Genomic DNA, 24,877 nt, shown 5'->3' with positions numbered 1-24,877 from the left:
CGCCGATCAGCAGGCTTTCCTCGACCGTGAGCGAGCGGAACAACCGGCGCCCTTCCGGAACTCAGACGTGCCGCGGACGTCGCCAGCGCCTTCGGGATGGAACGTTTTGGCGGCTGCCTTTTGGAGTCGGGGATCGGCACAGCTGCACATCTCGCTGTCTTCGACACCGTGCCAGCGCTGGAACGGGGTTGCGAACACTTCGGTCCATCGATCCTGCGACAGGATCATGCCGCCTCCGGCATCTCGTACCGTGACTTCCACGTCGACCTGCCCCAAGGCCCCGGCCCCGGCATCACGGTCGACATGGACGCGCTGAAAGACGCCACCCGCAAGGCCTGAACTCTGCGCTTTCTTCTTTTGGGTGACTACGGCCGCGGGACCCGTCACCGCTTGCGCGTGAACTTACGCGCGACATCAAAGAACTGTGCCATCTTGGCCGATCGGGTGTCGCGCCTGGCATGGATCGTCAGTCCGATGCCGGGATTGACCCCTTATACTTTCGAAAGACCCCGCCACGACGAGAGGTCCGAGACACGCTTTCCGGCACAATCGAAATGCCCACGCCCAGGAAAACCAGGCTGATGGCGGTCTGGTCATCCTGCGCCAGTTCCAATGCCGCAGGTCTGAAACCTTCCTCGCGGCAAATGGCGAGGACCGAGTCCGCGTAGCAGGGGCGCGGTCGGCGAGGACAAAGGACAACCGTTTTTTTTGTTGAGGTCGGCCAGGCGGATCACCTTGCGCGAAGCAACTTCCGAGCTGTCGGGCACCGCGAGGATCAGATCCTCGTGAACCAGAGCTTCCGCGCGCAGTTCGTCATCCGACAGTGCCGGGCGAGCCACGGCCAGGTCGATTTCCCGCTGAACCAAAGCCGAATGCAACGCGGCAGTGTTCATCGCTGAATACGCCAGCTCGGCATTCGGGTAGGGTGTTCGGCAGGACTTTATCAGGTTGGGCAGGACACCATGGGATGCAGAGCCGACAAAAGCGATACGCAGTCGTCCCGCGCCACCTTCGCCAACGAGGCGGGCTTTCTTGTAGGCAGCATCCAGACGATCCACCAACACCCGCGCTGACGCTCCGGCACCTCGCCTGCCTGCGTCAGCCGGATCTGGCTTCGAGAGCGATCAGACAGCTGCGCTCCGATGTCCACCTCGAGCGCTGCAATCTGGCGCGACAGCGGAGGCTGCGCGATGTCCAGCCTCGCGGCCGCACGCCCGACATGCAACTCCTCCGCCACGGCGAGTAAACAGGTCAGCCTTCGAAGTTCCACGCTCCTCCCCCGATACCGATAAGGGATCAATATGGCCGCCATCATGCATTCCTGGTTTTTCGCACGGTCCCCAAGGCAGGCATCGATCACGCTCGCCCCAAGTTGAACTCTGACCCCCGGCGCGGCTGAGGCCTCGACGGTGCGGACTGCCCTCGGCTGCGCGTCAAGTCGGCTGCGCGGGATCGCAAGGCTTGGCACGGCATGTGGCATGTCGACGTGATTGTTGACCGGACCGGTGGCACCGATGACATCGCGATGAGGCTCTTTGACGCGGTCGGCTTTCCCGAACATCCCCTTGGATTTCTTCCGGACGTCCCGGGCGGAGGCACCGTCGTGGCGACGCCGTCTTCGTGCCGGGCGCGTGTCTGGGTGCGGTCGATACCTCCCTTGTCCGTTGGCGGCCGGTGCGCGCCTGCCATCCCGGTGCCATGCCGCGACTGGCGGCCTCGGTCTTGTGGAGTTCGGTGATCCGGCGTCCCCCTCGGCGGCGATCTCGGGGCCGTTGCGGTCGAGCCCTTCTTTGAGCTTGCGCCGGGAATGGGGCCTACAATGCGCCACATGAACCGGATCGCCGCCCTTGCGGGAGGGACGCGTCAGACGGTTGTAGCCCTGGTATCCGCCGCGTTGCCGGATGCCGCCGCAACCCCGCAGGATCGTCTCCGCGTGCTTTGCGGCGCGGTCGGGCGTGTCGAAGAGGACCACACCGGGTGGATCCTCTCGGCGCCAACCCGGGTGGTCACGGGCGCACGCCGGGACCGGTTCACGGACGGCGCCTGCGTCTCCTGCATCTCCTCGGCTTAGGCGACCGCACTCTCGAGATACTAGCACTGCGCCGGGTTCGACCCCATCACGCCGGTCGGAACTGCCGGCGAGGTGAAGGTCTTCCCTTTCCGCCACTTACAAGCCACCAGCGGGCCACGGCCGTTCGGGAACAGGATCTTCGGCCTGTCGGTGCGCCTGGCACCAACGCGAACAAGGGTGCCGGTGAACGGGTCCTCCTTCTGAACCGATTGCACCATCAGGGCGCGCCCGTCTTGGCCCTTCCTGATGTCGACCGGCTGTGTCGCCAACGGGATGCGGACAGCAGGGGACGGCATCATCTCATTGACACCCCGAGCGCATGCACGATCGCGGCAATCCGTGGTTTCGGCAGCAGGCGCGATCGTCTCGACACCGAAGGACCCGCGACACGCAGTCCGAGCATCCCTTGCGAAACGCACTTCCACCCTGAGACGGGCATCAACGCGCGGCTCCGTCACCGCATACGCGAACGCGGGCGCGGCTGCCATGAGACGTGCTGCGACCTGCCCGTTCGGAACCTGCAGTAGAGGACGGTTGAAGGGCGCCCCGACCGCAGTCCGGAGAACTGCTGTCGGCCCTGCACCGGCCGTGCCTTGGACGGCTCGGCGTGGCGCTCCGCAAGGCGACCCGGGGGCGCCGAGAGCCTGTTGCGGGCGGTTGGCCCGGGCCGGATTTGGCCCGGCGCCAGCACCCTGTCTCGCCGTCAGAGGATGCGCGCGGCAGGCATCGCGCATCGTGGGTCGCAGGGGGCCCGGCAGCCGTGCCCCCCTCTCGGGACACGGCTGGGACATGCCCTGCCGGGCGGCGGATGGCCCCGGCATCAAGGTCGCGCGTGACGGCGCATGGCACGCACGCGGGCGCGGCGGCCCGATACGGCGCGCCGGTCATGCCTGGCGCGGCGGCCATGGGATGTCTGCCTCGGGAAAGGGGAACCACGGGCGTCAGCCGATTTGTGCGACCGAGTCTCCCCGGGGGGGCGGGATCACGCCGGGGCCGGCCCGGCCGCCGCATAGGTCGAGGCCCGGTGGGCCGCGGCGCCTCCGCCCCGGCCGGGGCCGTCACCCGCCCGGTGCGATCAACACCTTGCATTCGGTCGTGCGTTGCTTGAGCGCCTCGAAGGCGACCGGGGCCGAGGCCAGGGTCACCGTGTCCGACACCAAGTGTTGCGGGGCGAAACGGCCCGCGTCCAGCGCGTCGATGGCATTGGCGAACTCGTGCATGTTGAAGAACACCGACATGATCATGGTCACCTCTTTCGAGATCGCGCGGAAGCTGTCCATCCGGTCGGTCCCGACGCAAAGGCCCAGCACGCAGACTGTGCCGCGCGGGCGGACAAGGTCGATGCAATGGTCGATCAGCCCCACCTTGCCCACGCATTCGAACACGATGTCGGGCGCGCCGCCGCAGGCCGCCGCCACCCGCTGCGCCATGTCCGGGCCCGAGGTGATGAACCCCGTGGCGCCCAGGTCCATTGCCCGGTCACGCTGGTACTCGTGCAGGTCGGCTGCCACGACGCAGCCCGCCCCCAGCCGCCGCGCCCAGTAGACGACCGCAAGGCCGATGGCCCCCGCGCCGACGACCAGCACCCGGTCGCCGGGCTTCATGCCCGAGCGCATGAGGCCATGCAGCGCCACCGCCAGCGGCTCGGCCAGTGCGCCGTCGGCCAGCGAAATGCCCTGCGGCAGCTTGCGCAGCTGCCGGCCCGCGAGGGCGGCGTATTCGGCGTAGCCGCCGCCGATCAGGGTCATGCCGTTGTCGCACCAGGCCGGGTCGCCGTTGCGGCAGGGGCCGCAGGCGCCGCATCCGCGCAGCGGGGCGGCGGCCACGAGGTCCCCGGGCTTGAGGTCCGTCACCTCGCGCCCGACCTCGAGCACCTCGCCCGCGAACTCGTGCCCGATCACGTCCCCGGTGCCGAGGCCGAAGGTCGCGGGGTCCTCGGTCATGTGCAGATCGCTGCCGCAGATGCCGCAGCGACAGACCGAGATCACCACCTCGTCGGCGCGGCAGGTCGGATCGGGCACCTCGGTTTCGCGCAGCGGCTGGCCGTGGGCGTCGAAGACAAGGGCTTTCATCAGCGGTCTCCCTGCACAAGCGTCCGGCGGGTCGGGAACCAGGGCGCGTCGAACTTGCGCCGCCAGAGGCCCCAGAGCCCTTCGCGGAAGAAGAGCGCGGTCATCAGGGTCAGAAGGCCCAGCACGATCAGGTAGCTGGCGCCATATTCCCCGAACCAGCGGTCGGCGAAGAAGTAGATGACGGCGCCGATCAGAACGCCCTCGATGCTGCCGATGCCGCCGACCATGACGATGAAGATGGCAAGGTTCGCCCATTCCATCGAAAAGGCCGAGGGCGGCGTGATGCGCAGTTGCACCATGAAGTAGACCGCCCCGGCAAAGCCTGTCCCCACGGCGGCGGCGACGAAGATCCAGAACCGCAGGCGCTGCACGTCGACCCCCTGGCTGCGTGCGGCGACCGGGTTGTCGCGCATCGCCGTCAGGGCGATGCCGTAGCGGCTGCGCAGCAGCAGGTAGCTGCCGCCCACGGTCACCAGCAGCAGCAGCGCGGCGAGGATCGAGCCCGCGATGGCCCGTTCATGTGCCGAGAACTGCGTCATGACGCGCAGGCTCATCCCCGCGCCGCCGTTGACCAGCGGCATGTTGGTGGCGACAAGCCGCAGCGCCTCGGCCACCACCCAGGTACCGATGGCGAAATACGGCCCCTCGAGCCGGTGCAGCAGCAGGTAGATCGGCACCGCCAGCAGCGCGGGCGCGATCAACGACAGGCCCACGGCGACGAAGGGGTTCACGCCAAAGGTCTGCGCCAGCACGAACATGGCATAGGCCGCGACCCCGACAAAGGCCTGCTGGCCGACCGACACAAGGCCGCCGTAGCCCGCCAGCATATTCCACATCTGCGCCACTGCGATGTAGCAGGCCAGCGTGATCACGTCCCGGATCAGCCCCTGCGAGGCCCACCAGGGCATCGATATGATGGCCCCCAGCGCGACAGCGCCGATCAGCAGCGCGATGCGGCCCGACGTGGTCATGCGTTCGACACGATAAGACATGCACCCGCTCCTTACGATTTGCGCTGGAAGATGCCTTGCGGCCGGATGGCCAGCACGGCGAGGAACACGATGTGACCCGCGAGGATCCCGAAGCCGGGATTGATGCGGAAGCCGATGGCCTGGCTGACGCCGAGGATCATCGCGCCGGTGAAGGCGCCCCAGATCGAACCGAGCCCGCCGATGATCACCGCCTCGAAGGCGTAGATCAGCTGGAATGGCCCGTCCGCCGGCGCCACGGTGGACCGCATCGCCTGGAAGGTGGCCGCAAACCCGAGGATGCCGACCGCGATGGCCGTGGCCGTGGCATAGACCGACTTGGGGTTGACGCCGACCATGGCCGCCGCCTCCACGTCGGCCGAGGCGGCGCGCAGGGACCGGCCGTAGCGGGTAAAGCGCAGCACGGCGTCCAGCCCTCCGGTCAGCAGAGTGGCGCAGATCAGCACGATCAGCGGCAGCACGCCGACAAACAGCGGCCCGATCTCGATGGACGCCTGCTGGATGCCGCCGCCGGACAGGGAACGCGTGTCGGCCGACCAGACCACCAGCATGGCGTTCTGCAAGGCGATCGAGAGGCCAAAGGTGGCGATCAGCGAGGGCAGCGGGTCATTCCCGACCACCCGGTTCAGCATGGCCCGTTGCAGCAGCCAGCCAATGGCCGCGCCGATGGGAACCAGCGTGGCCAGGACGCTCCACGGGCCGAGCCCGGCGAAATCCGCAAAGCTGATTCCGATCAAGGCCAGCAGGATCACCAGGTCGCCGTGGGTGACGTTGACGATCTTCATCACGCCGAACATCAGCGCCATGCCCAGCGCGTATTGGGCGTAGAGACCGCCCAGCAGGATGCCCTGCACGATGCCTTCAATCCAGTGCATGGCTTGCTCCGAAATAGGCCGCGGAGATGTCGTCGCGGCTGATGTCTTCTGACCGGCCTTCCAGCGTCACGCGCCCTTCGAGCAGGCAGTAGAGCCGCTGCGAGGCGCGCTGTGCGAGGCCGACGTCCTGTTCGACCAGCACCAGCGCGGTGCCCTGGGCGGTCACCTGCGGCAGCGCCTCGTAGATCTCGCGCACCACGCGGGGGGCGAGGCCCAGGCTGATCTCGTCACACAGCAGCACGCGCGGCTGCGCCAAGAGGCCCCGCCCGATAGAGACCATCTGCTGCTGCCCGCCCGACAGGTTTTCCACGTTCGTGCGGGCCTTTTCGCGCAGGATGGGGAAGAGGTCATAGACCCTCTCCTGCGTCCAGGGCTGGCCTTGCGGCGCGGCGGCATGTTCGCTGGCGACGCGCAGGTTCTCTTCGACCGTCATGCCCGCGAAAAGCCGCCGGCCCTCGGGCACGATGGCCACGCCGCTTTGCACCATGCGGTGTGGCTGGGTGCCGCCGACGGGCGCGCCGTCCAGCTGCACCATGTCCGCAGCCACGGGCAGCAGGCCCATGATCGAGCGCAACAGGGTGGATTTTCCGGCCCCGTTGGCGCCGATCAGGGCGACGGTTTCGCCGGGGTTCACGACCAGGTCGATGCCATGCAGGGCGCGCATGTCGCCATAACCGGCAATCAGGCCGTGGGTGGACAGCAGGCTCATGCTTCGACCCCCATGTAGACGCGTTTCACCTCGGGGTCCTCGATCACCACGGCGGGCGCGCCCTCGGCGATCTTCTCGCCGAAGTTCAGCACCAGCAGCCGGTCAGCCACGGCGAAAAGCGCGTGGAGGACATGTTCGATCCAGACAATCGTGGTGCCGCCGTCACGGATGCGCCGGATGAGCGCGACAAGGTCCTTGCCCTCGTCATCGGTCAGCCCGCCCGCGATCTCGTCCAGCAGCAGCAGGCGCGGCTTTGACGCCAGCGCCCGCGCCAGTTCGAGCCGCTTGCGGTCGAGCAGGGTCAGCGACCCGGCATTGGTGTTGGCGCGCTGGCTCAATTCGCAATCTTCCAGAATACGGACGCAATGGTCATAGCTTTCCGCCTCGGACATGCCGCCGCCGAAGGTCGCCGCGACCAGCAGGTTCTCGAAGGTGCTCATGCCGCCATAGGGCTGCGGGATCTGGTAGGTGCGGCCGATCCCGGCCTTGCAACGGTCAAAAGGCTGGCCCTTCAACGCCTTTCCGTCGAATTGGATTTCCCCAACATGATCGCGGATGTCGCCGCTGACCAGGTTGAACAGGGTGGTCTTCCCGGCCCCGTTGGGGCCGAGAATGCCAAGAACTTCGCCCTGCCGGACCTCGAAATCGAGGTCATGCAGCACGCGGACCGCCCCGAAGGACTTGCCCAGCCCGCGTGCCGTGAGCAGAGCGGCCTGTGCCGCGTCGCTCATCGCTTACATCGACCAGGGCAGCGGCTTCATCGCCTGCTCGGGCTCGAACAGCGGGTTGACGCTGTTGTCGACGATCTTGAGCTCAAAGGGCCATTTTTCGCCCTTGACCCACTGGCCGCCGAAGATCGGCGTGGTGGACACGTTCGGATGCGGCCCGGTCGAGAAGTTCACCGGCCCGATCAGCGTCTGCATGTCGGTGGCCTTCAGCGCGTCGCGGTTGGCGGCGCGGTCCAGCGGGTTGGCCGAGCGCTTGAGCGTGTCGATGGCGATTTCCCAGATCGCGTGGCTGTAGCCTAGGGGCTGCGTCCACTGGCGCCCGGTCTCGGATTCCCAGGCATCGGCCACGTCGCGGCTGACCTGGCCCGTGAGGGACGACTGGAACGGGAAGGCCGGGGTCCACCAGACCTCGGAGGACATGCCGTCGCCCAGCTCGCCCAGCGCCTCGATGCCGGACGGGAACAGCAGTGCGGCCGCCACGGTGATCGCCTTGGGATGGAAGCCCTGCTGCGCGCATTGGTTCACGAAGTTGGTCAGGTCGTCCACGTAGGTGATGCCGCCAACGATATCCGCCTCGAAGTTCTTGAAGGACGAGATCAAGGACGAGAAATCGTTGGTGCGCGGCTGGAAGAAGCCGGGCATGTCGATCTCGAAACCCGCAGCCTGGGTCGGCGACGGCAGGCCGTAATCGGTGTTGCCCCAGGTCTCGCCATCGGCGTTCTGCGGGAACAGCATACCGACCTTGCGGTTGGTCTCGAGGCTGTTCCACAGCCCGACAAAGGTGTTCAGCGCCTCGTCCAGACCCCAGAAGAAGTGGTAGGTCCAGTTGAACGGATTGTCCGCCCCGCCGCGCGGGAAGACGATGGCCTGCCAGGGCGCCGCGGTGGACAGGCAGGGGCATTCGAACAGTTCCGCCTGGTCGGCGGCGGGGTTGATCGTGTCGGTGGTCGAAGCGGGCAGCAGCATGTGCACCTCTTCGTTCAGGATCAGCTCGGCGGCCACTTCGGCCGACCGGTTCGGGTCGGACTGGCTGTCGCGCACGAGAATTTCCAGATCGTAGGTCTGGCCGTCCGCGCCGGTGATCTTGCCGCCCAGCGCCTCGCGGATCTTGTCCACGGTAAAGCCGTCGGTTTCACCGAAAAGCGCGAGCGGGCCGGTCGTGGGCGTCAGAAAGCCCACCTTGATCGTACCGGCGCTTTGCGCGCGCACGATGCTCGGCGCCGACAGCGCGACGGCCGAGGCGCCCATCCCTTGCAGGACGCGGCGGCGGGACGGGGTCCAGTTCTTCACATGCTTGGTCATCTTGATAGCTCCTCCCATTGATTACCTGCCGGGGATGTCGCGCGGGCCCGGCAGCCCTCCCGCTGGTCCGATCGGCTAGCCGCGCAGCGACGAGCCGCCGTCGATGGTCATCTGTGCGCCCGTGACATAGCTGGACGCGGGCGCGGCGAGGAAGAGCGCAAGGCCCTTGATCTCGTCCGGCCAGGCCAGCCGCCCCATCAGCGACTGCGCCTCGAACGCCTCGCGGTCGGCCTTGTTCTTGAGCCGCCCGCCGGCGATATTGGTGATGAAGGGCCCGGGCGAGATGCAGTTGACGTTGATCCCGTGCGCCGCCAGCTCCATCGCCGCGTTGCGCACCAGGTGATCGACGCCCGCCTTGGCCGGCATGTAGGCGGTGCCCACGATGGTCTCGTTCACCCGGGCCGCGACCGAAGAGGTCACGATGATCCGCCCGCCGCCGGTCTGCTTCATGTGCCGCGCCGCGTTGCGGATGGTCATGAAGACGCCGGTGAGGTTCACGTCGATGACGCGGTCCCACTGGTCCTCGGGCATGGCGTCGATCTGGCCCTCGGGCACCCGCTCGCCTTCGGGCGACAGGAAGCCCGGCCCGGCATCGACCCCGGCGTTGGCAAAGACCACGTCGATGCGCCCCTTATCGGCGGCAACCGCGTCGAAGGCCGCAGCCAGCGCCGCCCGGTCGCTGACGTCAAGCTGCGCGCCCGAAACCGTGCCCGGCCAGCCCTGCGCCGCGATCTCGGCCACCGTGGCCTCGAGCCCCGCCGCATCCATGTCGAGGATGCGGACATCGGCCCCCATCTCGACCATGATCTCGGCATAGGCGCGCCCGATCCCGGATGCGCCCCCGGTGACGATCACGGACTTGCCCGCGACGTCGAACATCGTCTGCAAGGACATCGGCTCCTCCCCTTTGGTTCCCCGACCGTTCGGTCAGATGAACATGTCCTTGTTGATCTCGATGCCGTTGGCCTCGCAGTGGCTGACGTAATGGTCGATGAACCAGAACACGTCTGCGGTGAAATCGTAGTTCGCGTTCTCGTCGTAGAACTCGATCGCGCCGTTCAGCCAGAACAGCGCCTTCATGCCGTTGGGATCGTCGGAATACAGCGTATGGGCCGTGCCTGGCAGCTCGTAGACGAAATCTCCGGGGCGGGCGACCCAGTCGTATTCGTGGTAGCCCCAGGACCCTTCCAGCGTCACGGCCGACACGACACCCCGGTGCTTGTGCGTGCCGATCACGCCGCCGCCCTTGACCCAGAGGATGTTCGCGGCCGAGTTGGTTCGGATGTCAAAGGCCAGGTGCTTGATCGCCGCGCTGTCGCCGAAAGGCACCCAGGGGTTGTTCTTGTCGTCGCCCGGGATGAACGCGCCCTCCTTGCCGAAGCGCTTGATCATCGCCTCGTGGGGTTCTGCGGGCAGCTTCATGATAAGCTCGGGTTTCGCCATTTGGGTCTCCTCCTAACCTGGGTGGCTGTGCGGCATTCATCCAACGGGCTGCGGCGTGTTGGCGTCAAACGGAATTCGTTAATTTTGCACCGCAGCATGGAGGAAAGCAGATTTTATCATTTCCTAACATACGTCTACCATCGAAATCTCATCGGAAATCTGCCCTGCTCCGATACCTGCGCCGCAGTGCGGCGTGATCATTTGGTGACAGCCGATCAACCATATGATCAAGTGCAGTCATGAAAATCAGCCCCGACGAATCCGCCCTCCTGGCCCGCGGCGGCCGCCCGACGCTGGGCGACCTGCTCGACCGGCTCAAGTTCAGCCCGACGCGCGGGTCGATCACGCTGAACGGCGCGCGGATGCTGATGACCCGCGCGACCTTTGGCAGCGACCTGCGCGACCAGCTGGTGCGCCGCTACGGCGAGCACGAGGCGATGATCCTGATGCTGCGGCTGGGCTATCTCAGCGGGCGCGAGGATGCGGAGTTCATCCTGCAATCCTGGCCCGAGCTCGACCCCGGCGACGCCTTCACCGCCGGCACGCGGCTGCACATGGTCACCGGCACCGTGCGGGTCGAGACGATCTCGAACGATTTCGACTTCGACGCCGACCGGTTCTCGGGCGATTTCTTCTGGCACGATTCCGTCGAGGCGGGCGAATACCACCGCCGCCACGGCCGCGCGCTGGCGCCGGTCTGCTGGGTGCAGACGGGCTATGCGGCTGGCTATGCCAGCCCGTTCTTCCGCAAGCTGGTGCTGTTCAAGGAAACCAGCTGCTCGGCCATGGGGCACAAGGCCTGCCGGGTGGTCGGCAAGACGGTGGATGACTGGGGGCGGGACGATCCGTTTGTCCAGCTGTTCCTGAACGAGGTTCTGCCGACCGGCGGCGACATGGCGTCAGCCGTGCGCAGCGGCGGCCGCGGGGCCGGTCGCGGCGATGCGTTGGACCTCGACGACCTGGTGATCCGCCCGGTACGCGACCGGCTCGACCTGGTGCTGCGCAGCGGCGTGCCGGCGCTGGTCACCGGCCCGGCCGGAGCCGGCTGCCGGGCCGCCGCGCGCTGGCTGCACCGGCAACGGTTCCGCCGCGGTGCGTTTTCCATCGTCCATGCCCGCTCGGACGAGCTGGGCGAACGGCTGACGGCCCTGCGCCAGCAGGGTGCCCAGGGGCAAAGCTCGGAAGCCTACGTGGCGATCTCGGCCATCGAAGAGCTGCCGACCGAGCGCCAGTGGACCCTGCTCAACCTCATCTCGCGCGACCAGGGCCCGCCGCCGCAGGTCATCGCCCTGTCGGACATGAGCCCGGCGCAGATCACCGGCGACGGGCGGCTGCTGCCGGAACTCGCCTATGCGCTGAACGTGCTGCCCGTCGCCCTGCCCCCGCTGTCCGAACGCGCCGCCGACCTGCCCGAGCTGGCGCGGGTGGTGCTGTCGAGCGCGCCGGCGCTGCGCGATGCCCCGCGCGCCCGGCTGACCGAGGCGGCCACGGACCGCATTGCCCGGCTGGACCTGCCCGGCAACCTGCCGCAGCTGCGCACCTTGCTGCAACGCGCGGCCCTGCTGGCGACCGACCCAAAGGCCATCGACGCCCCCGACATCGAGGCGGCCCTGGCCGTCGACACGGCGCGCGCGCCAGGCCGGGAGCGCACCGATCCGTGGATCTTGCTGGCACCGGCCTTCGCGAATGGCACGCTGACGCTCGACCAGCTGAACGAGACTCTGGTGCGGGGGGCTCTCGAGGCGAACGGTGGCAATGTTGCCGCCACGGCACGCCTGCTGGGACTTACACGGCCGCAGCTTGCCTACCGGCTGAGGGCAGCAACGGACAAGGGAACGACCGCGGCCGGCGATCCGCCCCGTTGAAGGCCGGTCGCCACAAGGCCTGCGACTTGATGCGGGGACGCTTCGGGGCGGCTGACGGACCGGGCCCCGCTGCCCCTGGCCCGATATGCTGCCCTGCCGGAGGATAATTTGTCCGGGAAAAGCGCGTCTTAGCCGAAGTGGACCGCCTGCCGCACAGCGCGACGCGCCGGTCACGGGGCCCGGTCGGTGGCCCATCGGCTCAGGCAACCTCCGCCAGGACAAGCTCTGCGAATGCGACACCCGCCCGGGAGCGGCCGGAGGTCCCGCTCCGCACGGCGCCGGTGGTCCCGATCCCGCTGTCATTGAGCGTGACGAGAATGTCGGCAAGGGGGGCCCGCGCGGGTTCGCCATCGGGCCCCTCGCGTTCGACCCGCGGGACCGGCGCCTCGCAGATGTCGGCGAACACGCAGAACTGGTGGCCATCGCCGGGCTCGCGATCCCCCCGCGCCGTCGATACAGGACCTGATCTGCACACCGTCGCGCCTCAGCTGCCCTGTGGCGGCGCGATCCCTGTCCCCGGTGTCGATACGCTCGTCCGCGTTTCGCTGGCACGACCCGCCTGCGCCCCGCGTGATCCCGCGCGTGGGCGCGCATCGGCCGCATGGCCGCACAGACCATGTGCACGCGCGGACGGACGGAAGCCCGGGGCCCGCACGTTAGTCCCTGCAACACAACAACCGTTCCGCCGAGAGACTTCGATGACCCGACCCCTGAGCCGCCTGCTCCCCCTCCTCCTGTTCACCCTGCTGCCCCTTGGCGCCGCTGCCCAGTCGGCCCCGCAGGAGCAGGCGCCTCAGGAGGTGGGCGTCGTGACGCTCGAAGAGGCCGCCGTGCCCTATTCGGTGACCCTGCCCGGCCGTGCGGTTGCCAGCGAACAGACCGAGATCCGCCCCCGCGTCAGCGGCATGATCGAAGAGATCCCCTACCCCTCGGGCCAGCGTGTCAGCGCCGGCGATACGCTGTTCCGGCTCGAGGCCGCGAGCTACGAGGCCGCCCTTGCCGCGGCCGAGGCGGAGCGGGTCGGCGCGCAGGTGGCGGTGGACACGGCGCAGGCCACGGTCGACCGCTACGCGCGGCTCGAGGGCTCGGCGGTCACCACATCGGACCTGCAGACGGCCCGGGCGACGCTGGCCCAGGCCAGGGCGACGCTCAGCAGCGCCGAGGCGGCGCTGCAAAGCGCGCAGCTGGATCTTGACCGGGTCGAGATCAAGAGCCCGATCGACGGCGTTGCGGACGTGCCCGCCGTCTCGGTCGGCACGTTGGTGACGGCGAACCAGACCACCGCGCTGACCACGGTGACGGCGACCGATCCGATCTTTATTGACGTGGCCGAAAGCTCGGCCCGGATCATGCGGGTGCGCGCGCGGATCGACAGCGGCGCCATGACGGTGGGCGACCGGCTCGAGGCGGTGCTGACGCTCGAGAACGGCGAGACCTACAGCGGCACCGGCCAGTTGGTCAGTCCCGGGCTGATCGTGTCGACCACCACCGGGTCGGTCGACCTGCGGTTCCGGTTCGACAACCCCGACCGAATGATCCTGCCCGGCCAGTTCCTGCGGGTCGAGGTCACGGTAGGCACGCAGTCCGCCGTGCTGGTGCCGCAACGCGCCACCGACCGCCAGTCGGACGGCACGCTGACCGCCTTCGTCCTGCGCGACGGGACGGCGCGACGGGTCGAGATCGCGTCGGCCGGGACATACCGGAACGCCTGGATCACGACGGGCGGCGTCGCGGCGGGCGACCAGGTGATCGTCGACGGGCGCAGCAACCTGATGGACGGGGCCCAGGTGACGCCGGTGCCGGTGACCATCGACGCCGCAGGCGTCGTGCAGGACGCGCAGGCGGACTGAGACCATGGCACACTTCTTCATCCACCGTCCCATCTTTGCATGGGTCCTGGCCATCGTGACCATGCTGGCCGGGGCCTTTTCCTTTACCCAGCTGGCCGTGTCGCAATACCCTGACATCGCCCCCACCACGATCCGCATAAGCGCGAGCTATTCCGGCGCCACCGCCTCGGCGGTCGAGAACTCGGTCACCTCGGTGATCGAGGATGCGATGACCGGGCTCGACGGGGTGCTTTACATGGAAAGCACCTCGCGCGAGGGGCGGTCGTCGATCTCGCTGACCTTCGACGAAAGCATCGACCCGGTCGATGCGCAGAACACCGTGCAATCCCGGGTCAGCCAGGTCGAAGGACGCCTGCCGGGCGCCGTGCAGACCTCGGGCGTGTCGGTGTCGCGGTCGAGTTCCTCGATCCTCATGGTCGGGGCGATCGTGTCCAAGGACGGCCGCTATTCCACGATCGAGCTGGGCGATATCCTCGACAACCAGGTCTCGGGGCCGATCCAGCGGACCGATGGCGTGGGCGGCATCAACGTCTTCGGCTCGGGCTACGCGCTCAGGGTCTGGCTCGATCCGCTGTCGCTTTACCAGTACCAGCTGACGCCCTCGGACGTGACCTCAGCCATCGCGGCGCAGAACACCACCGTCTCGGTCGGCGCGCTGGGTTCGCTGCCGGTGCTCGAGGGCCAGCAATTCACCGCCACGATCACTGCCCAAAGCCAACTGACCAGCGTCGCGGATTTCGAGGCGATCCTGCTCAGGTCCGCCGAGGACGGCGGCCAGGTGCGGCTGGGCGACGTGGCCCGGATCGAGATCGGGCAGGAAAGCTACGGCGGGGATTCCCGCTTTGACGGCGCCAATGCCGCCGGTTTCGGCGTCAACCTCGCCACAGGCGCCAACGCGGTCGACACCGCCGAGGCGGTGCGCGAGACCCTTGCGACGCTGATGGCTTCGCTGCCCTCCGGCGTAGAGGTCGAGACCGCCTACGACACCTCGCCCTTTGTCGAGCAGTCGATCGAAAAGGTCTACCACACCCTGGCCGAGGCGGTGGTGTTGGTGTTCCTCGTCATCCTCGTGTTCCTGCAGAACTGGCGCGCGACGCTGATCCCGATCATCGCGGTGCCGGTGGTGCTGGCCGGAACCTTTGCCACACTCGCCGCCCTCGGGTTCTCGATCAACACGCTGACCATGTTCGCCATGGTCCTGGCCATCGGCCTGCTGGTCGACGACGCCATCGTCGTGGTCGAGAACGTCGAACGGGTGATGGAGGAGGACGGGCTCGACCCCCTGCCCGCGACCGAAAAGGGGATGCGCCAGATCACCGGGGCGGTGATCGGCATCGCGCTGGTGCTCTCGGCGGTCTTTTTGCCGATGGCCTTCTTCGGCGGCTCGACCGGGGTGATCTACCGGCAGTTCTCGGTCACGATCATCTCGGCCATGGTGCTGTCGGCGCTGGTCGCGCTGATCCTGACACCGGCGCTGACCGCGACGCTGCTGAAACGGCGCGGCCACGGGCCCGCCATCGCCCCGGCCCGCGCCTTCAACGCCGGGTTCGAGCGGCTCACGACCGGCTATTCCGGCGTCGTAGGAAGGCTGTCGCGTCGGCCGGTGATCGCGCTGGCGCTAATCCTGGCGCTGGCGGCGGAGGCCGGCTATTCGGCGCTGCGCATGTCCTCGTCCTTTCTGCCGCAGGAAGACCAGGGCGTTCTCATCGTCATGGTGAACCTCACCGAAGGCTCGACCTCGGCCCAGACCGAGCAGGTGGTGAACCAGATCGAGGACTACCTGCAAACCGAGGAAAACGCGGCGGTCGACAGCACCTTTGCCACGCTGGGCTTCGGGTTCGGCGGGTCGGGGCAGAACACCGCGATGATCTTCGTCAAGCTCAAGGGGTTCTACGAGCGGCCCGATGACAGCCTGTCGGCCACCAGCGTCGCGGCCCGCGCGACGCAAAGGTTCGGCACCCTGCGCGCCGGCCGGGTGATGTTCGTGCAGCCACCCGCCGTGCCGGGGCTGGGCAACACATCGGGGGTCTCGATGTACCTCGTGGATTACGGCAACACCGGCAACGACGCCCTGCGCGCCGCCGCGACCGCGCTGGAACAACAGGCCATGGCCGATCCCCGCCTTGCCAGCGTCCGCGCCCAGGGCACCGAGCCCGAGGCAGTGCTGCGGCTCGACATCGACCAGCAGAAGGCCGAGAGCTTTGGCGTCAGCGTCTCGGCGGTGAACAACATCCTGTCGACGATTTTTGCCGGGTCGACCGTCAACGACTTCGACATGAACGGATCGCTGCGCCCGGTGATCGTGCAGGGCGAGGCCGCCGACCGGATGCAGCCCGAGGATATCGAGAAATGGTATGCGCTCAACAGCGCGGGCGAGATGGTCAGCTTTGCCTCGTTCATGGAAACCCACTGGGTTTCGACCACGCCGTCGGCGGCGCGGATCGACGGGATCGGCGCGATCTCGATCTCGGGCAGCCCGGCGCCGGGCGTGTCCTCGGGCGATGCGATGGACGCCATGGCGGACATGGTCTCGGGCCTCGACGCCGGCTATGGCGTGGCCTGGACCGGGCTCAGCTACCAGGAACAGCAGTCGGGCAGCCAGGCGCCCTTCCTCTACGCGCTGTCGGCGCTGGTGGTCTTCCTGTCGCTGGCGGCGCTTTACGAAAGCTGGTCGATCCCCTTTGCCGTGATGCTGTCGGTGCCGGTTGGCATCGCCGGGGCGTTCGCCTTTGCCTGGGCCTTCGGGCAGAGCAACGACGTCTATTTCAAGGTGGGGATCCTGACCACGATCGGGCTGGCGGCCAAGAACGCCATCCTGATCGTGGAATTCGCCCGCGACCTGGAATTGCAGGGGAAATCGGCGCTGGAGGCGTCAATCGCGGCGGCCCGGATGCGCCTGCGCCCGATCCTGATGACCTCGTTTGCCTTCATGCTGGGGGTGCTGCCGCTGGCACTGGCCTCGGGCGCCGGGGCGCAGGCGCAGAACGCCATCGGCATCGCGGTGCTGGGCGGCATGGCGGCGGCGACCTTCCTTGGCATCTTCGTGGTGCCGGCCTGCTTTGTCCTTGTCCGCAAGCTGACCCGGCGGCGGGCCTGACGGGCTGCCCGGCGGCCGGAACGGGCCGCCGGGCCCCCGCCATCACCCGGGCAGGACACCCGTCGGGGACCGGACGGTGAGGCAGGGCTCGACCACCTGCGCATCGCGCAGGGCAAGGAACCAGGGGTCCTGCTCGAGCGCGCGATCCACCACGGCGGCGACCTGCGCCGCGCTCTCGGGGCTGTCGATCTCGATGCGCACGCGGGTCCGCAGGGGCGCGGCCGAGTTCGCGCCCAGCCCCATCAGCGCGGTGTCGTCGAACTCGGTCTCGACGGTGATGGTCATGGCGTCGAAAGTCAGCCCCTCGCGCAGCGCCATCATCTTCACCCCGATGCCGACGCATCCGACGATGGCCGCGCGCCCGAGAAAGCCGGGCGACGGCCCCAGCGCCCCGCCGCCCATGGCCGGGCCAAGGTCGGTGACGATCGCGTGGCGGCCCTGCCGGACCTCGCAGGCCAGGCCCGCGCCGATCCGCCCCGTGGTCACGTAGGTCTTGCGGCAGGGGTCGGGGTCGGCCTCCATCCGGGCGATGACCTGCGCCTGGGCGGCCCGTATCTGCGTGTCGGTCTGCATCTGTCTCGTCTCCTCTCATGCGGCGCGGCTGGCGCGGTCTTGGTCGATGCGGGTGGCGACGTGGCGGGCATCCCGGCCCACCCCGTCGATCAGGGCAGAGGTGCGGTGGCGCTGGAACGGCAGGCCCAGCACGTGCAGCCCCGGCGCGACGGCGCCGCCATCGTGCCTGAGCCGCCCCTTGCGGTCGAAGACCGGCAGGTCGATCCAGGAATGGTCCGGCCTAAAGCCCGTGGCCCAGAGCACCGTGGCGATCCCGCCCGATGCCAGGTCCAGCGCCAGGCGCGGCGCCTCGGGCACCCGGGTCGGGGCAAAGCGTTCCGGCGCCGGCAGGCCGGCGATCCCGGCCGTTTCGGCGAAGGTGTCGAAGCCGGCCAGCAGCCGGGTCATCTTGAGGTCCGACAGCGTGCAATGGTTGGCCAGCGCGCCAGAAAAGCGCGCGACCCCGTCCTGCACCAGCGCAAGCCGTCCGGTGATCTCGACCCCCTGCTCCTGCAGCGCGGTGAGGTCGGTGAACTGCGGCCGGGCCTGGCCGGTCAGTTGCAGCGAGGGCAAGCGGCGCAGGCGGTCGATGTCCGGGACCTCGTCCACGGTGGCGGCGTTGAGGCCGCTGGCCTCCATCCACCGCTGGATGTCGCGGCCGCGGTAGTGGCGCGGCACGCGGATATGTTCTCCGGTCGACAGGATCACCGCGTGGCCCGCCCGCGCGATCTCGGCCGCGAGCTGCACGCCGGTGGCCGAGCCGCCGACGACCAGCACGCCGCCCGGCGCCAGCTGGTCCGGGTGCTTGTAGCTGATCGGCGTCAGCTGGGCGATATGGGGCGGCAGGGCGGCGGCAAAAGCGGGGACCGAGGCGCGCGTGCAGGCGCCCGTTGCGATGACCACCTGCGCGGCCTGCCAGTCGCCGCGGTCGGTCGCGACGCGGAAGCCGCCGGCCTCGGCGCTGAGTGCGGTGACGCGCACCCCGGTCTCGATGGGCGCCCGGGCGGCGACGGCATAGCTTTCGAGATAGCGCGCGACCTCTGCCCGCGCCATGAAGCCGTCGGGGTCGGGGCCGGTGTAGCGATGGCCGGGCAACCGGCTTTGCCAGTTCGGGGTCAGAAGGCGCAGGCTGTCCCAGCGGTCGGCGGTCCAGGACCGCGCGATGTCGCCGCGTTCAAGCACGACATGCGGGATGGCGCGCTCGGTCAGGCAATGGCTCATGGCAAGGCCGGCCTGGCCGGCGCCGATGACAAGGGTGTGGATGCGCCGCATGGCTCGGACCTTTCGGAACAGGGTGGGCCCGCCCGCCGGAACGGATATGTCCGGCGGGCGGGGCTGGGGTCAGGCGACCGAAACCGACACGTTGGTCGGGTTCGCCAGGATGTCGAACACGGCCGAGCGCTTCTGCGACTGGGCGACCACGGCGGCGATCTCGTCCGCGCTGGCCTCGGCATCGACCTGGAAGGTCACGCGGATCGCCGAGAAGCCGTTGCGGATCTCGGCATCCATTCCGAGGATGCCCTGCACGTCCACGTCGCCTTCGACGATGGCGCGGACCGAGTTCAGCTGGATCCCGCGGTGCTGGGCGACCGAGGCGACACCGCCGGTCAGGCAGCTGGCGAGGGCCGAGAGCACGATCTCAGGCGGGGTCGGCGCGCGGTCCCCGGCGGCGAAGACGGCCGGGTGATCGCTTTCGATGCGGAAGGTCTGGGCGCGGGCATGCTCCTGCCCGACGCCGAAATAACCGTTGATCGCGTTGACGCTGTAGGTGCCCTCGATCCAGTCGCAGGTGCTGCGAAAGGTGAATTGGGCGGCCTGGGGCGCGTCGGCAAAGGCGCCGCGGGCGCCGATCAGGGCTTCGGTGTTGACGCCGTTGTCGACGATGGTTGCAGTGGTCATGACATGTTCCTTTTCAGAGGGTTGGTTGGTGGACTCCGGGGCCGCGTCCTGCGCGGCGATCCGGTTGCGGCTGGCGAACCAGCGGGTGAAGGCGTCCGGGGCGCGAAGCCCGCGAAGCCGGGAGAAGCCCGCGCCGTAGGGCGGCTTGGGCAGGACGAAGGCAAAGTCCTTCATGACGGGAAATCCTGTGTTGCAGGGGGCCCGGCACCCGCGAGAGGCGGGGCCGGGACGCCCCATGGGTCACTGGCCCAGCGGGTTCATCGCGGGGTCCATGTAGGTGATGTCGAACGGGCCCGGGCCGTGGATCTGGACGATCGTCTCGGCCGTGGTCCAGGCAAAGTGCGGGTGGCCCGCGGGCATCTCGACGAAGCCGCCGGCGCGCAGCACGGTGCCGGCCGCGCGGTCCAGCGTCTCGCCGTGACCGACGTTGAACTCACCGGCGACGACGGTGATCAGCTCGTCACCCGAATGGATATGTGCGGGCACCTCGTAGCCCTCGGGGAACTTCAGGCGCAGCACGAACCAGCCCTCGGCAAAGGGGTTGCCCGAGAGCACGGCGATCCCGGCGCCTGCGGGCAGGACCGGCGGGGCGGGCGCCCATTCGGCGGTCTCGGCGAGATAGGGCGCCGGGGCATGGTGGTCCTGCGCCGTGGCGACGCCGGTCAGCGACAGGGCAGCGAGGACGGCGAGGAAAGAGGTCTTGAGGGTCATGGTCTTGGTCCTTTCGGGGTTGAAATCGGCACAGCCGGTTGGGGGACGCGAACGGGAGTGCCCGCGGCGGGGGAGGAGCCCGCGTCGCGGGCCTTGAGGGGGCGGGACAGGCCCGCCGGGGAAAGTCGGGTCAGCCCGGGTTGCGGGCCGTGATCAGCCAGGAGGAACTGTCCATCCACAGATCGCCCTCGCGGGCGATCACCGCCTCGAACATCGCGGCCAGGGCTGCCTCGATCTCGGGGCGCCGCTGCTCGGCCAGGTCACCGGCCTCGCGGAAGGTCTCGCCCGCCGGGCCGATGGCCAGCTGGAAGGCGATGGCATCGGCGATGTCGCGGCCCACGCGGACTTTGGCATCGACGCGGTGAAAGACGATGTCCGCGTAACCGGCGGCCTCCATCTGCGCCCGGGTGACGGCCTCGTCGGCCATCGAGAAGGGCCCCGGCCCGCAGCTTGCCGCATCCGCGCCCGGCGCGGGCAGAAAGCGGCGGACGATGTCGCGCGCCTCGATCAGCCAGGGGTTGTCGGCCCGGTCGCGCCAGACGATATGCGCCAACCGCCCGCCGGGCTTCAGGCAGGCCCGCATGGCGCGCAGCCCGGCCACGGGATTGGCGAAGAACATCGTGCCGAAGCGGGCGAACACCATGTCGAAGGCCGGGGCGTCGATGCCGCGTTCCACGTCGGCGCAAAGGAACCGGACGTTCGGCACCTGCTGCATCTCGGCGGCGTGCCGGGCCTGGGCCAGGAAGGCCTCGCAGCAATCGACGCCGAGGACCGCGCCCTCGGGGCCCGTCGCCTCGGCCAGCGCCACGGCGGTGTCGCCAAAGCCGCAGCCGACGTCGAGAATGCGCTGGCCGCGCTGCACCCCGAGCATCGGGAACACCGCCTCGGAATGGCGCGACAGCCCGCCCACCAGCACGTGGCGGTAGCGGATGAACTTCGGCGCAAGCACCGCGTTCCAGAAATCGACCAAGGGCGATACCGCCTCGGTCTCTGCGATATGAACTTGCTGGGTCATCGTTCGTCTCCGATCAAAAAACTTGCTGAAGACGATATGGACCCTGGCGGGGGTCCCAAGCTTGAGCCGAACCTGAGAATTTCGTGGCGGAGTCATGAGGAAATCGTAAACTGCCGCCATGCAGTACAGGTTCGCGGGTTTCACACTGGACACTGCCCTGGGCCAGCTTTCCCGCGACGGCGCGGAAGTGGGCGTGGAGCCGCGCGCCTTCACGCTGCTGTGCCACCTGCTGGCGAACGCCGACCGGCTGGTCACCAAGGACGAACTGGTCGACGTGGTCTGGGACGGCCGGATCGTCACCGATGCCGCGATCTCGACCCTGGTCAAGACGCTGCGCAAGGCGATCGGCGACGATGGCAAGACGCAGGGGCTGGTGCGCACGGTCCATGGCCGGGGGTTCCGGTTCGTCGGGACGCTGGACCGCGCCGTGCCCGCCGTGGCTGCGCCCGAGCCGCCGCCCACGCCCGAGCCCACGGAGCCGCCGCCCGAGACCACGCGCCCCTCGATCGCCGTGCTGCCCTTTCGCCTCGTCGGCCAGACCGAGGCCTGGGGCGCCATGGCCGATGCCATCCCGGCCGAGCTGATCTCGTCCCTGTCGCGGCTTCGCTGGCTGCGGGTGGTGGCGCGCGGGTCGACCTTCCGGTTCCGCGATCCCTTTCCCGACCTCGCCGTGATCCGCGCGCGGCTGGGCGCCGCCTATTGCCTGTCGGGCGATGTCGAGGTGATCGGCCGCCGCGTCGCCATCACGGTCGAGCTGTCGGACACCCGCGACGGCCGGGTGATCTGGTGCGAGACGCTGCTCGGCGGGATCGACGAGGTGCACCAGATCCGCACCGACATCGTGCGGCTGGTCTGCTCGGGGCTCGAGCTGCACATCAACATGCACGAGACGGAACGGGCGCGGCTGCGCGCGCCCGAAAGCCTCGATGCCTGGAGCCTCTTCCATCTCGGGCTGCACCACATGTACCGCTTCAACGGCAAGGACAACGCCATTGCGGCGGATTACTTCGCCAGGGCGACGATGCTCGATCCCGGCTTTGCGCGGGCCTTTGCGGCGCGGTCCTTCACCAGCTTCCAGTCGGCCTTTGTCAACTACGGCGACGACCGGGGCACCGAGGTCGGGAATGCCCGGCGTTACGCCGAGCGCTGCCTCGAGCTCGACCCGCTGGACCCGTTCGGCAATTTCAACTTCGGCCGGTCGTTCTGGCTGCAGGGCGACCACGAGGGCGGACAGGGCTATCTCGAGCGGTCGCTGGCGATGAGCCCGAACTTTGCCCATGGCCTTTACGCGCGCTCGCATGCCGACATGATCGCGGGCCACAGCGCGCGGGCCGTGGCCGCGGCGGACGAGGCGATCCTGCTGAGCCCGCTGGACCCGTTCCTCTATGCCATGCACCAGTCCAAGGCGATGGCGCTGCTGCATCTCGGCGATCACGAGGCGGCCTGCCGGATCACCGATGCCGGCGCCCGCGAGCCGGGGGCGCATTACATCGTGACCAGCATCGCGGCGGCGATCAACAAGGTGGCGGGCCGGGACGACCAGGCGCGCTACTGGGCCGACCGGACGCGGGCGCAGCGGCCCGACGCCTCGATCGCGCAGTTCTTCGCGGCGCTGCCGCTGCGGGAAACCAGTGTCCGCGACGAGGTGCTGCGGGCGCTCAAGGACCTGGGCTACCCGGACCAGTGATCACGTTGCGGGCCGGGGCCGGCCCGGCCCGGTCAGTGCATCGACAGGATCGTGTTGCGCACCACCGGGTAGATCTGCTGGTCCCACTTGCGGCCGTTGAAGACGCCGTAATGCCCCACGTTGGCCTGCAGGTGATGGCGCTTGAGATGCGGCCGCAGCGACGCGCACATGTCATGCGCCGCGCTGGTCTGGCCCAGGCCGCAGATGTCGTCGCGCCCGCCCTCGACGGTCAGCAGCGCCGTGTGACGGATCGCACCCGGGTTCACCTTGCGCCCCCGGTAGGTGAAATCGCCCGTCGCCAGCTCGGCCCGCTGGAAGATCCGTTCGATCGTCTCGAGATAGAATTCGGCGGTCAGGTCGAGCACCGCGAAGTATTCGTCGTAGAATTCCTTGATCTTGTGCGCCTCCTCGGCCTCGCCGGCGACGAGGTGGTCGTAAAGCCGGCGGTGCTGCGCCTGGTGCCGGTCCATGTTCATCGCCATGAAGGCGGTCAGCTGGACAAAACCGGGATAGACCCGCCGCCCGGCCCCGGGAAACCGGGGCGGCACCGAGGCGATGACGTTCTGCCGGAACCATTCGATCGGCTTGTCATGGGCCAGCTTGTTCACCTCGGTCGGGCTTTCGCGCACGTCAAGCGGGCCGGCCATCAACGTCATCGAAAGCGGCGTCGCGGGGTTGCGGTCCTCGGACATGACCGCGACGGCGGCGAGGGTCTGCACGCAGGGCTGGCACACCGCGAGCACATGGGCACCGGGGCCGAGTTCCTCGAGAAAGCGGATCAGGTAGGCGACATATTCGTCCACGCCGAAGGCGCCCGCATCCAGCGGCACGTCCCGGGCATTCTTCCAGTCGGTGATATAGACGTCGTGATCACGCAGCAGGGTCCGGACGGTCCCGGCCAGCAGGGTCGCGAAATGCCCCGACAGGGGCGCGACGACCAGCACCTTGGGCTGCGGCACGTCGATGTCACGCCGGAACCGCAGCAGCTGGCCGAACGGCAGGTCGCAGACCACCTCTTCGGTCGTCGGCACAAGGCGATTGCCGACCTGCACCGAGTCGATGCCGTACGCGGGCCGCTCGTGGCTGAGCTTGAACCGCGACATCATCTCGAGAAGCGCGGTGTTGTGGCGATAGAGCGACGCGGGAAAGCCGCTGAGCCTCGGGCTCATCGACAGTCCGAGCAGGGCGGAAGTTCGCAAAGGGGCGATAATATCATCAAACCCCTGGTACATGGCGTAAAGCACGTCGTTCTCCGCAATTGGCCTGTGAAAACGCTAGTCAGGCGAAACGGCGCGTGCGACGAAATAATGCAAGTTCCTTGCGACACCGTGAAATGAGGATTCGATGGCCCCCGCAACGCTCACGATTTCATCGAAAAACTACTCGTCCTGGTCGTTGCGCGGCTGGCTGCTGTGCCAGATGTCGGGAATCGACTTCGCCGAGCAGACGATCGACCCCGACGATGCGGACAATCGGCAGGAACTGCTGCTGCTGTCGCCCTCGGTCCGGGTGCCGCGGCTGCAGCACGGCGCGATCGAGGTCTGGGACACGCTGGCCATCGCCGAGTACCTGAACGAGACCTTTCCGGACGCGGGGCTCTACCCGGCCGACCCGGCGCGGCGCGCGCTTTGCCGCGCAGTCTCGGGCGAGATGCATTCGGGTTTCTACAACCTGCGCTCGGCCCTGCCGATGAACCTGCGGGCGCGGCACATCCGGTTCAAGATCTTCTCCGGCGCGCGCCCCGACGTGGAACGGGTCAAGCAGATCTGGCACGAGTGCCTCGACGCCCATGGCGGCCCGTTCCTGTTCGGCGCCACCCCGACGGTGGCCGATGCGATGTATGCGCCGGTCTGCACCCGGTTCCGCACCTACTCGGTCGAGCTGGACGAGACGCTCGAAGCCTATGTCAAAACGATCTTCGACTGGCCTCTGTTGCAGAAATGGATCGCGGATGCGCAGGACGAACCCGAAGAGATCGTGGAGCTCGAGGTCGAGTTCTAACGGCCCCGGAC

The 24,877-nt window shown here is 68.4% G+C and carries 24 protein-coding genes; 6 read left to right on the top strand and 18 right to left on the bottom strand.

Features of this window, described 5'->3' with window-relative positions; translation table 11 throughout:
• Positions 1-96 precede the first annotated feature (96 nt).
• On the top strand, positions 97-339 hold the full coding sequence (locus MF270_RS01275; protein WP_238364037.1) for an enolase C-terminal domain-like protein: 243 nt from the start codon (positions 97-99) through the stop codon (positions 337-339).
• 254 nt (positions 340-593) lie between these two features.
• On the opposite strand, the gene MF270_RS01270 is transcribed toward MF270_RS01275, so the two are convergent.
• The 11 genes from MF270_RS01270 to MF270_RS01220 all read right to left on the bottom strand — a co-directional run bounded on the left by MF270_RS01270 (position 594) and on the right by MF270_RS01220 (position 10,168).
• Positions 594-1,058 (bottom strand): LysR family substrate-binding domain-containing protein, encoded by a 465-nt coding sequence (locus tag MF270_RS01270; protein WP_238364326.1) that lies wholly within the window; start codon positions 1,056-1,058, stop codon positions 594-596.
• Positions 944-1,972 (bottom strand): LysR family transcriptional regulator, encoded by a 1,029-nt coding sequence (locus MF270_RS01265; protein ID WP_238364036.1) that lies wholly within the window; start codon positions 1,970-1,972, stop codon positions 944-946. Before MF270_RS01265 ends, MF270_RS01270 begins: the two co-directional genes overlap by 115 nt.
• A 119-nt stretch (positions 1,973-2,091) precedes the next feature.
• A complete protein-coding gene (tnpB, locus tag MF270_RS01260; protein ID WP_238364035.1) occupies positions 2,092-2,559 on the bottom strand; it encodes an IS66 family insertion sequence element accessory protein TnpB in 468 nt (155 codons plus the stop codon).
• A gap of 570 nt (positions 2,560-3,129) precedes the next feature.
• Positions 3,130-4,143: a zinc-dependent alcohol dehydrogenase gene (locus MF270_RS01255; protein WP_238364034.1), complete on the bottom strand. Its 1,014-nt coding sequence runs from the start codon at positions 4,141-4,143 to the stop codon at positions 3,130-3,132.
• On the bottom strand, positions 4,143-5,135 hold the full coding sequence (locus tag MF270_RS01250; protein ID WP_238364033.1) for a branched-chain amino acid ABC transporter permease: 993 nt from the start codon (positions 5,133-5,135) through the stop codon (positions 4,143-4,145). Before MF270_RS01250 ends, MF270_RS01255 begins: the two co-directional genes overlap by 1 nt.
• Before the next feature lie 11 nt (positions 5,136-5,146).
• Positions 5,147-6,007: a branched-chain amino acid ABC transporter permease gene (locus MF270_RS01245; protein WP_238364032.1), complete on the bottom strand. Its 861-nt coding sequence runs from the start codon at positions 6,005-6,007 to the stop codon at positions 5,147-5,149.
• On the bottom strand, positions 5,994-6,716 hold the full coding sequence (locus MF270_RS01240; RefSeq protein WP_238364031.1) for an ABC transporter ATP-binding protein: 723 nt from the start codon (positions 6,714-6,716) through the stop codon (positions 5,994-5,996). Before MF270_RS01240 ends, MF270_RS01245 begins: the two co-directional genes overlap by 14 nt.
• Positions 6,713-7,447, bottom strand: a complete 735-nt coding sequence (locus tag MF270_RS01235; protein ID WP_238364030.1) for an ABC transporter ATP-binding protein — start codon at positions 7,445-7,447, stop codon at positions 6,713-6,715. Before MF270_RS01235 ends, MF270_RS01240 begins: the two co-directional genes overlap by 4 nt.
• Positions 7,448-7,450: 3 nt before the next feature.
• Entirely contained in the window at positions 7,451-8,746 is a 1,296-nt protein-coding gene (locus MF270_RS01230; RefSeq protein ID WP_238364029.1) for an ABC transporter substrate-binding protein, read from the bottom strand.
• Positions 8,747-8,821: 75 nt separating this feature from the next.
• Positions 8,822-9,640 (bottom strand): SDR family NAD(P)-dependent oxidoreductase, encoded by an 819-nt coding sequence (locus MF270_RS01225; protein ID WP_238364028.1) that lies wholly within the window; start codon positions 9,638-9,640, stop codon positions 8,822-8,824.
• Between the two features lie 33 nt (positions 9,641-9,673).
• Entirely contained in the window at positions 9,674-10,168 is a 495-nt protein-coding gene (locus MF270_RS01220; protein WP_238364027.1) for a 2,4'-dihydroxyacetophenone dioxygenase family protein, read from the bottom strand.
• Between the two features lie 260 nt (positions 10,169-10,428).
• On the opposite strand from MF270_RS01220, the gene MF270_RS01215 reads away from it, so the two are divergent.
• Positions 10,429-12,054, top strand: coding sequence for a XylR N-terminal domain-containing protein (locus tag MF270_RS01215; RefSeq protein WP_238364026.1), 1,626 nt, complete (start codon positions 10,429-10,431; stop codon positions 12,052-12,054).
• A gap of 199 nt (positions 12,055-12,253) precedes the next feature.
• Here MF270_RS01215 and MF270_RS01210 read toward each other — a convergent pair whose 3' ends face one another.
• A complete protein-coding gene (locus MF270_RS01210) occupies positions 12,254-12,460 on the bottom strand; it encodes a hypothetical protein (protein ID WP_238364025.1) in 207 nt (68 codons plus the stop codon).
• 292 nt (positions 12,461-12,752) lie between these two features.
• Here MF270_RS01210 and MF270_RS01205 point away from each other — a divergent pair, with 292 nt between their 5' ends.
• Together MF270_RS01205 and MF270_RS01200 are read left to right on the top strand one after the other, a co-directional pair.
• Positions 12,753-13,904, top strand: a complete 1,152-nt coding sequence (locus MF270_RS01205) for an efflux RND transporter periplasmic adaptor subunit (protein ID WP_238364024.1) — start codon at positions 12,753-12,755, stop codon at positions 13,902-13,904.
• Positions 13,905-13,908: 4 nt separating this feature from the next.
• Positions 13,909-17,001 (top strand): efflux RND transporter permease subunit, encoded by a 3,093-nt coding sequence (locus tag MF270_RS01200; RefSeq protein WP_238364023.1) that lies wholly within the window; start codon positions 13,909-13,911, stop codon positions 16,999-17,001.
• A gap of 42 nt (positions 17,002-17,043) precedes the next feature.
• On the opposite strand, the gene MF270_RS01195 is transcribed toward MF270_RS01200, so the two are convergent.
• From MF270_RS01195 to MF270_RS01175, 5 genes are all read right to left on the bottom strand, one after another.
• The gene (locus tag MF270_RS01195) at positions 17,044-17,574 is read right to left on the bottom strand and encodes an OsmC family protein (protein ID WP_238364022.1); all 531 of its coding nucleotides are present in this window, start codon (positions 17,572-17,574) and stop codon (positions 17,044-17,046) included.
• Between the two features lie 15 nt (positions 17,575-17,589).
• A complete protein-coding gene (locus tag MF270_RS01190; RefSeq protein ID WP_238364021.1) occupies positions 17,590-18,825 on the bottom strand; it encodes an NAD(P)-binding domain-containing protein in 1,236 nt (411 codons plus the stop codon).
• 69 nt (positions 18,826-18,894) lie between these two features.
• Positions 18,895-19,626, bottom strand: coding sequence for an OsmC family protein (locus MF270_RS01185; RefSeq protein WP_238364020.1), 732 nt, complete (start codon positions 19,624-19,626; stop codon positions 18,895-18,897).
• 66 nt (positions 19,627-19,692) lie between these two features.
• Positions 19,693-20,163 carry a cupin domain-containing protein gene (locus MF270_RS01180; protein WP_238364019.1) on the bottom strand — a complete coding sequence of 157 codons (471 nt, stop codon included), beginning with the start codon at positions 20,161-20,163 and terminating at the stop codon, positions 19,693-19,695.
• A 130-nt stretch (positions 20,164-20,293) separates the two neighbouring features.
• Positions 20,294-21,178, bottom strand: a complete 885-nt coding sequence (locus MF270_RS01175) for a class I SAM-dependent methyltransferase (protein WP_238364018.1) — start codon at positions 21,176-21,178, stop codon at positions 20,294-20,296.
• A gap of 118 nt (positions 21,179-21,296) precedes the next feature.
• Here MF270_RS01175 and MF270_RS01170 point away from each other — a divergent pair, with 118 nt between their 5' ends.
• Positions 21,297-22,865: a winged helix-turn-helix domain-containing tetratricopeptide repeat protein gene (locus MF270_RS01170; RefSeq protein WP_238364017.1), complete on the top strand. Its 1,569-nt coding sequence runs from the start codon at positions 21,297-21,299 to the stop codon at positions 22,863-22,865.
• A gap of 32 nt (positions 22,866-22,897) precedes the next feature.
• On the opposite strand, the gene MF270_RS01165 is transcribed toward MF270_RS01170, so the two are convergent.
• Positions 22,898-24,097 carry a polyhydroxyalkanoate depolymerase gene (locus MF270_RS01165; RefSeq protein ID WP_238364325.1) on the bottom strand — a complete coding sequence of 400 codons (1,200 nt, stop codon included), beginning with the start codon at positions 24,095-24,097 and terminating at the stop codon, positions 22,898-22,900.
• Positions 24,098-24,209: 112 nt separating this feature from the next.
• Between MF270_RS01165 and MF270_RS01160 the strand changes: the two genes are divergently transcribed.
• Positions 24,210-24,866, top strand: a complete 657-nt coding sequence (locus MF270_RS01160) for a glutathione S-transferase family protein (protein ID WP_238364016.1) — start codon at positions 24,210-24,212, stop codon at positions 24,864-24,866.
• Positions 24,867-24,877: the final 11 nt, after the last annotated feature.

This window comes from Mesobacterium pallidum (assembly GCF_019966535.1).
Classification (GTDB): domain Bacteria; phylum Pseudomonadota; class Alphaproteobacteria; order Rhodobacterales; family Rhodobacteraceae; genus Mesobacterium; species Mesobacterium pallidum.
The sequence above is the reverse complement of the archived record's forward strand: the minus strand, read 5'-3'. Positions and strand labels throughout refer to the sequence as shown.

Excerpts from the sequence above, each read along its gene's own strand:
- MF270_RS01275 (WP_238364037.1), top strand. The coding sequence starts at position 97 with ATGGAACGTTTTGGCGGCTGCCTTTTGGAGTCGGGGATCGGCACAGCT.
- tnpB (WP_238364035.1), bottom strand. The coding sequence starts at position 2,559 with ATGGCAGCCGCGCCCGCGTTCGCGTATGCGGTGACGGAGCCGCGCGTT.
- MF270_RS01255 (WP_238364034.1), bottom strand. The coding sequence starts at position 4,143 with ATGAAAGCCCTTGTCTTCGACGCCCACGGCCAGCCGCTGCGCGAAACC.
- MF270_RS01250 (WP_238364033.1), bottom strand. The coding sequence starts at position 5,135 with ATGTCTTATCGTGTCGAACGCATGACCACGTCGGGCCGCATCGCGCTG.
- MF270_RS01245 (WP_238364032.1), bottom strand. The coding sequence starts at position 6,007 with ATGCACTGGATTGAAGGCATCGTGCAGGGCATCCTGCTGGGCGGTCTC.
- MF270_RS01240 (WP_238364031.1), bottom strand. The coding sequence starts at position 6,716 with ATGAGCCTGCTGTCCACCCACGGCCTGATTGCCGGTTATGGCGACATG.
- MF270_RS01235 (WP_238364030.1), bottom strand. The coding sequence starts at position 7,447 with ATGAGCGACGCGGCACAGGCCGCTCTGCTCACGGCACGCGGGCTGGGC.
- MF270_RS01230 (WP_238364029.1), bottom strand. The coding sequence starts at position 8,746 with ATGACCAAGCATGTGAAGAACTGGACCCCGTCCCGCCGCCGCGTCCTG.
- MF270_RS01225 (WP_238364028.1), bottom strand. The coding sequence starts at position 9,640 with ATGTCCTTGCAGACGATGTTCGACGTCGCGGGCAAGTCCGTGATCGTC.
- MF270_RS01220 (WP_238364027.1), bottom strand. The coding sequence starts at position 10,168 with ATGAAGCTGCCCGCAGAACCCCACGAGGCGATGATCAAGCGCTTCGGC.
- MF270_RS01215 (WP_238364026.1), top strand. The coding sequence starts at position 10,429 with ATGAAAATCAGCCCCGACGAATCCGCCCTCCTGGCCCGCGGCGGCCGC.
- MF270_RS01205 (WP_238364024.1), top strand. The coding sequence starts at position 12,753 with ATGACCCGACCCCTGAGCCGCCTGCTCCCCCTCCTCCTGTTCACCCTG.
- MF270_RS01200 (WP_238364023.1), top strand. The coding sequence starts at position 13,909 with ATGGCACACTTCTTCATCCACCGTCCCATCTTTGCATGGGTCCTGGCC.
- MF270_RS01195 (WP_238364022.1), bottom strand. The coding sequence starts at position 17,574 with ATGCAGACCGACACGCAGATACGGGCCGCCCAGGCGCAGGTCATCGCC.
- MF270_RS01190 (WP_238364021.1), bottom strand. The coding sequence starts at position 18,825 with ATGCGGCGCATCCACACCCTTGTCATCGGCGCCGGCCAGGCCGGCCTT.
- MF270_RS01185 (WP_238364020.1), bottom strand. The coding sequence starts at position 19,626 with ATGAAGGACTTTGCCTTCGTCCTGCCCAAGCCGCCCTACGGCGCGGGC.
- MF270_RS01180 (WP_238364019.1), bottom strand. The coding sequence starts at position 20,163 with ATGACCCTCAAGACCTCTTTCCTCGCCGTCCTCGCTGCCCTGTCGCTG.
- MF270_RS01175 (WP_238364018.1), bottom strand. The coding sequence starts at position 21,178 with ATGACCCAGCAAGTTCATATCGCAGAGACCGAGGCGGTATCGCCCTTG.
- MF270_RS01170 (WP_238364017.1), top strand. The coding sequence starts at position 21,297 with ATGCAGTACAGGTTCGCGGGTTTCACACTGGACACTGCCCTGGGCCAG.
- MF270_RS01165 (WP_238364325.1), bottom strand. The coding sequence starts at position 24,097 with ATGTACCAGGGGTTTGATGATATTATCGCCCCTTTGCGAACTTCCGCC.
- MF270_RS01160 (WP_238364016.1), top strand. The coding sequence starts at position 24,210 with ATGGCCCCCGCAACGCTCACGATTTCATCGAAAAACTACTCGTCCTGG.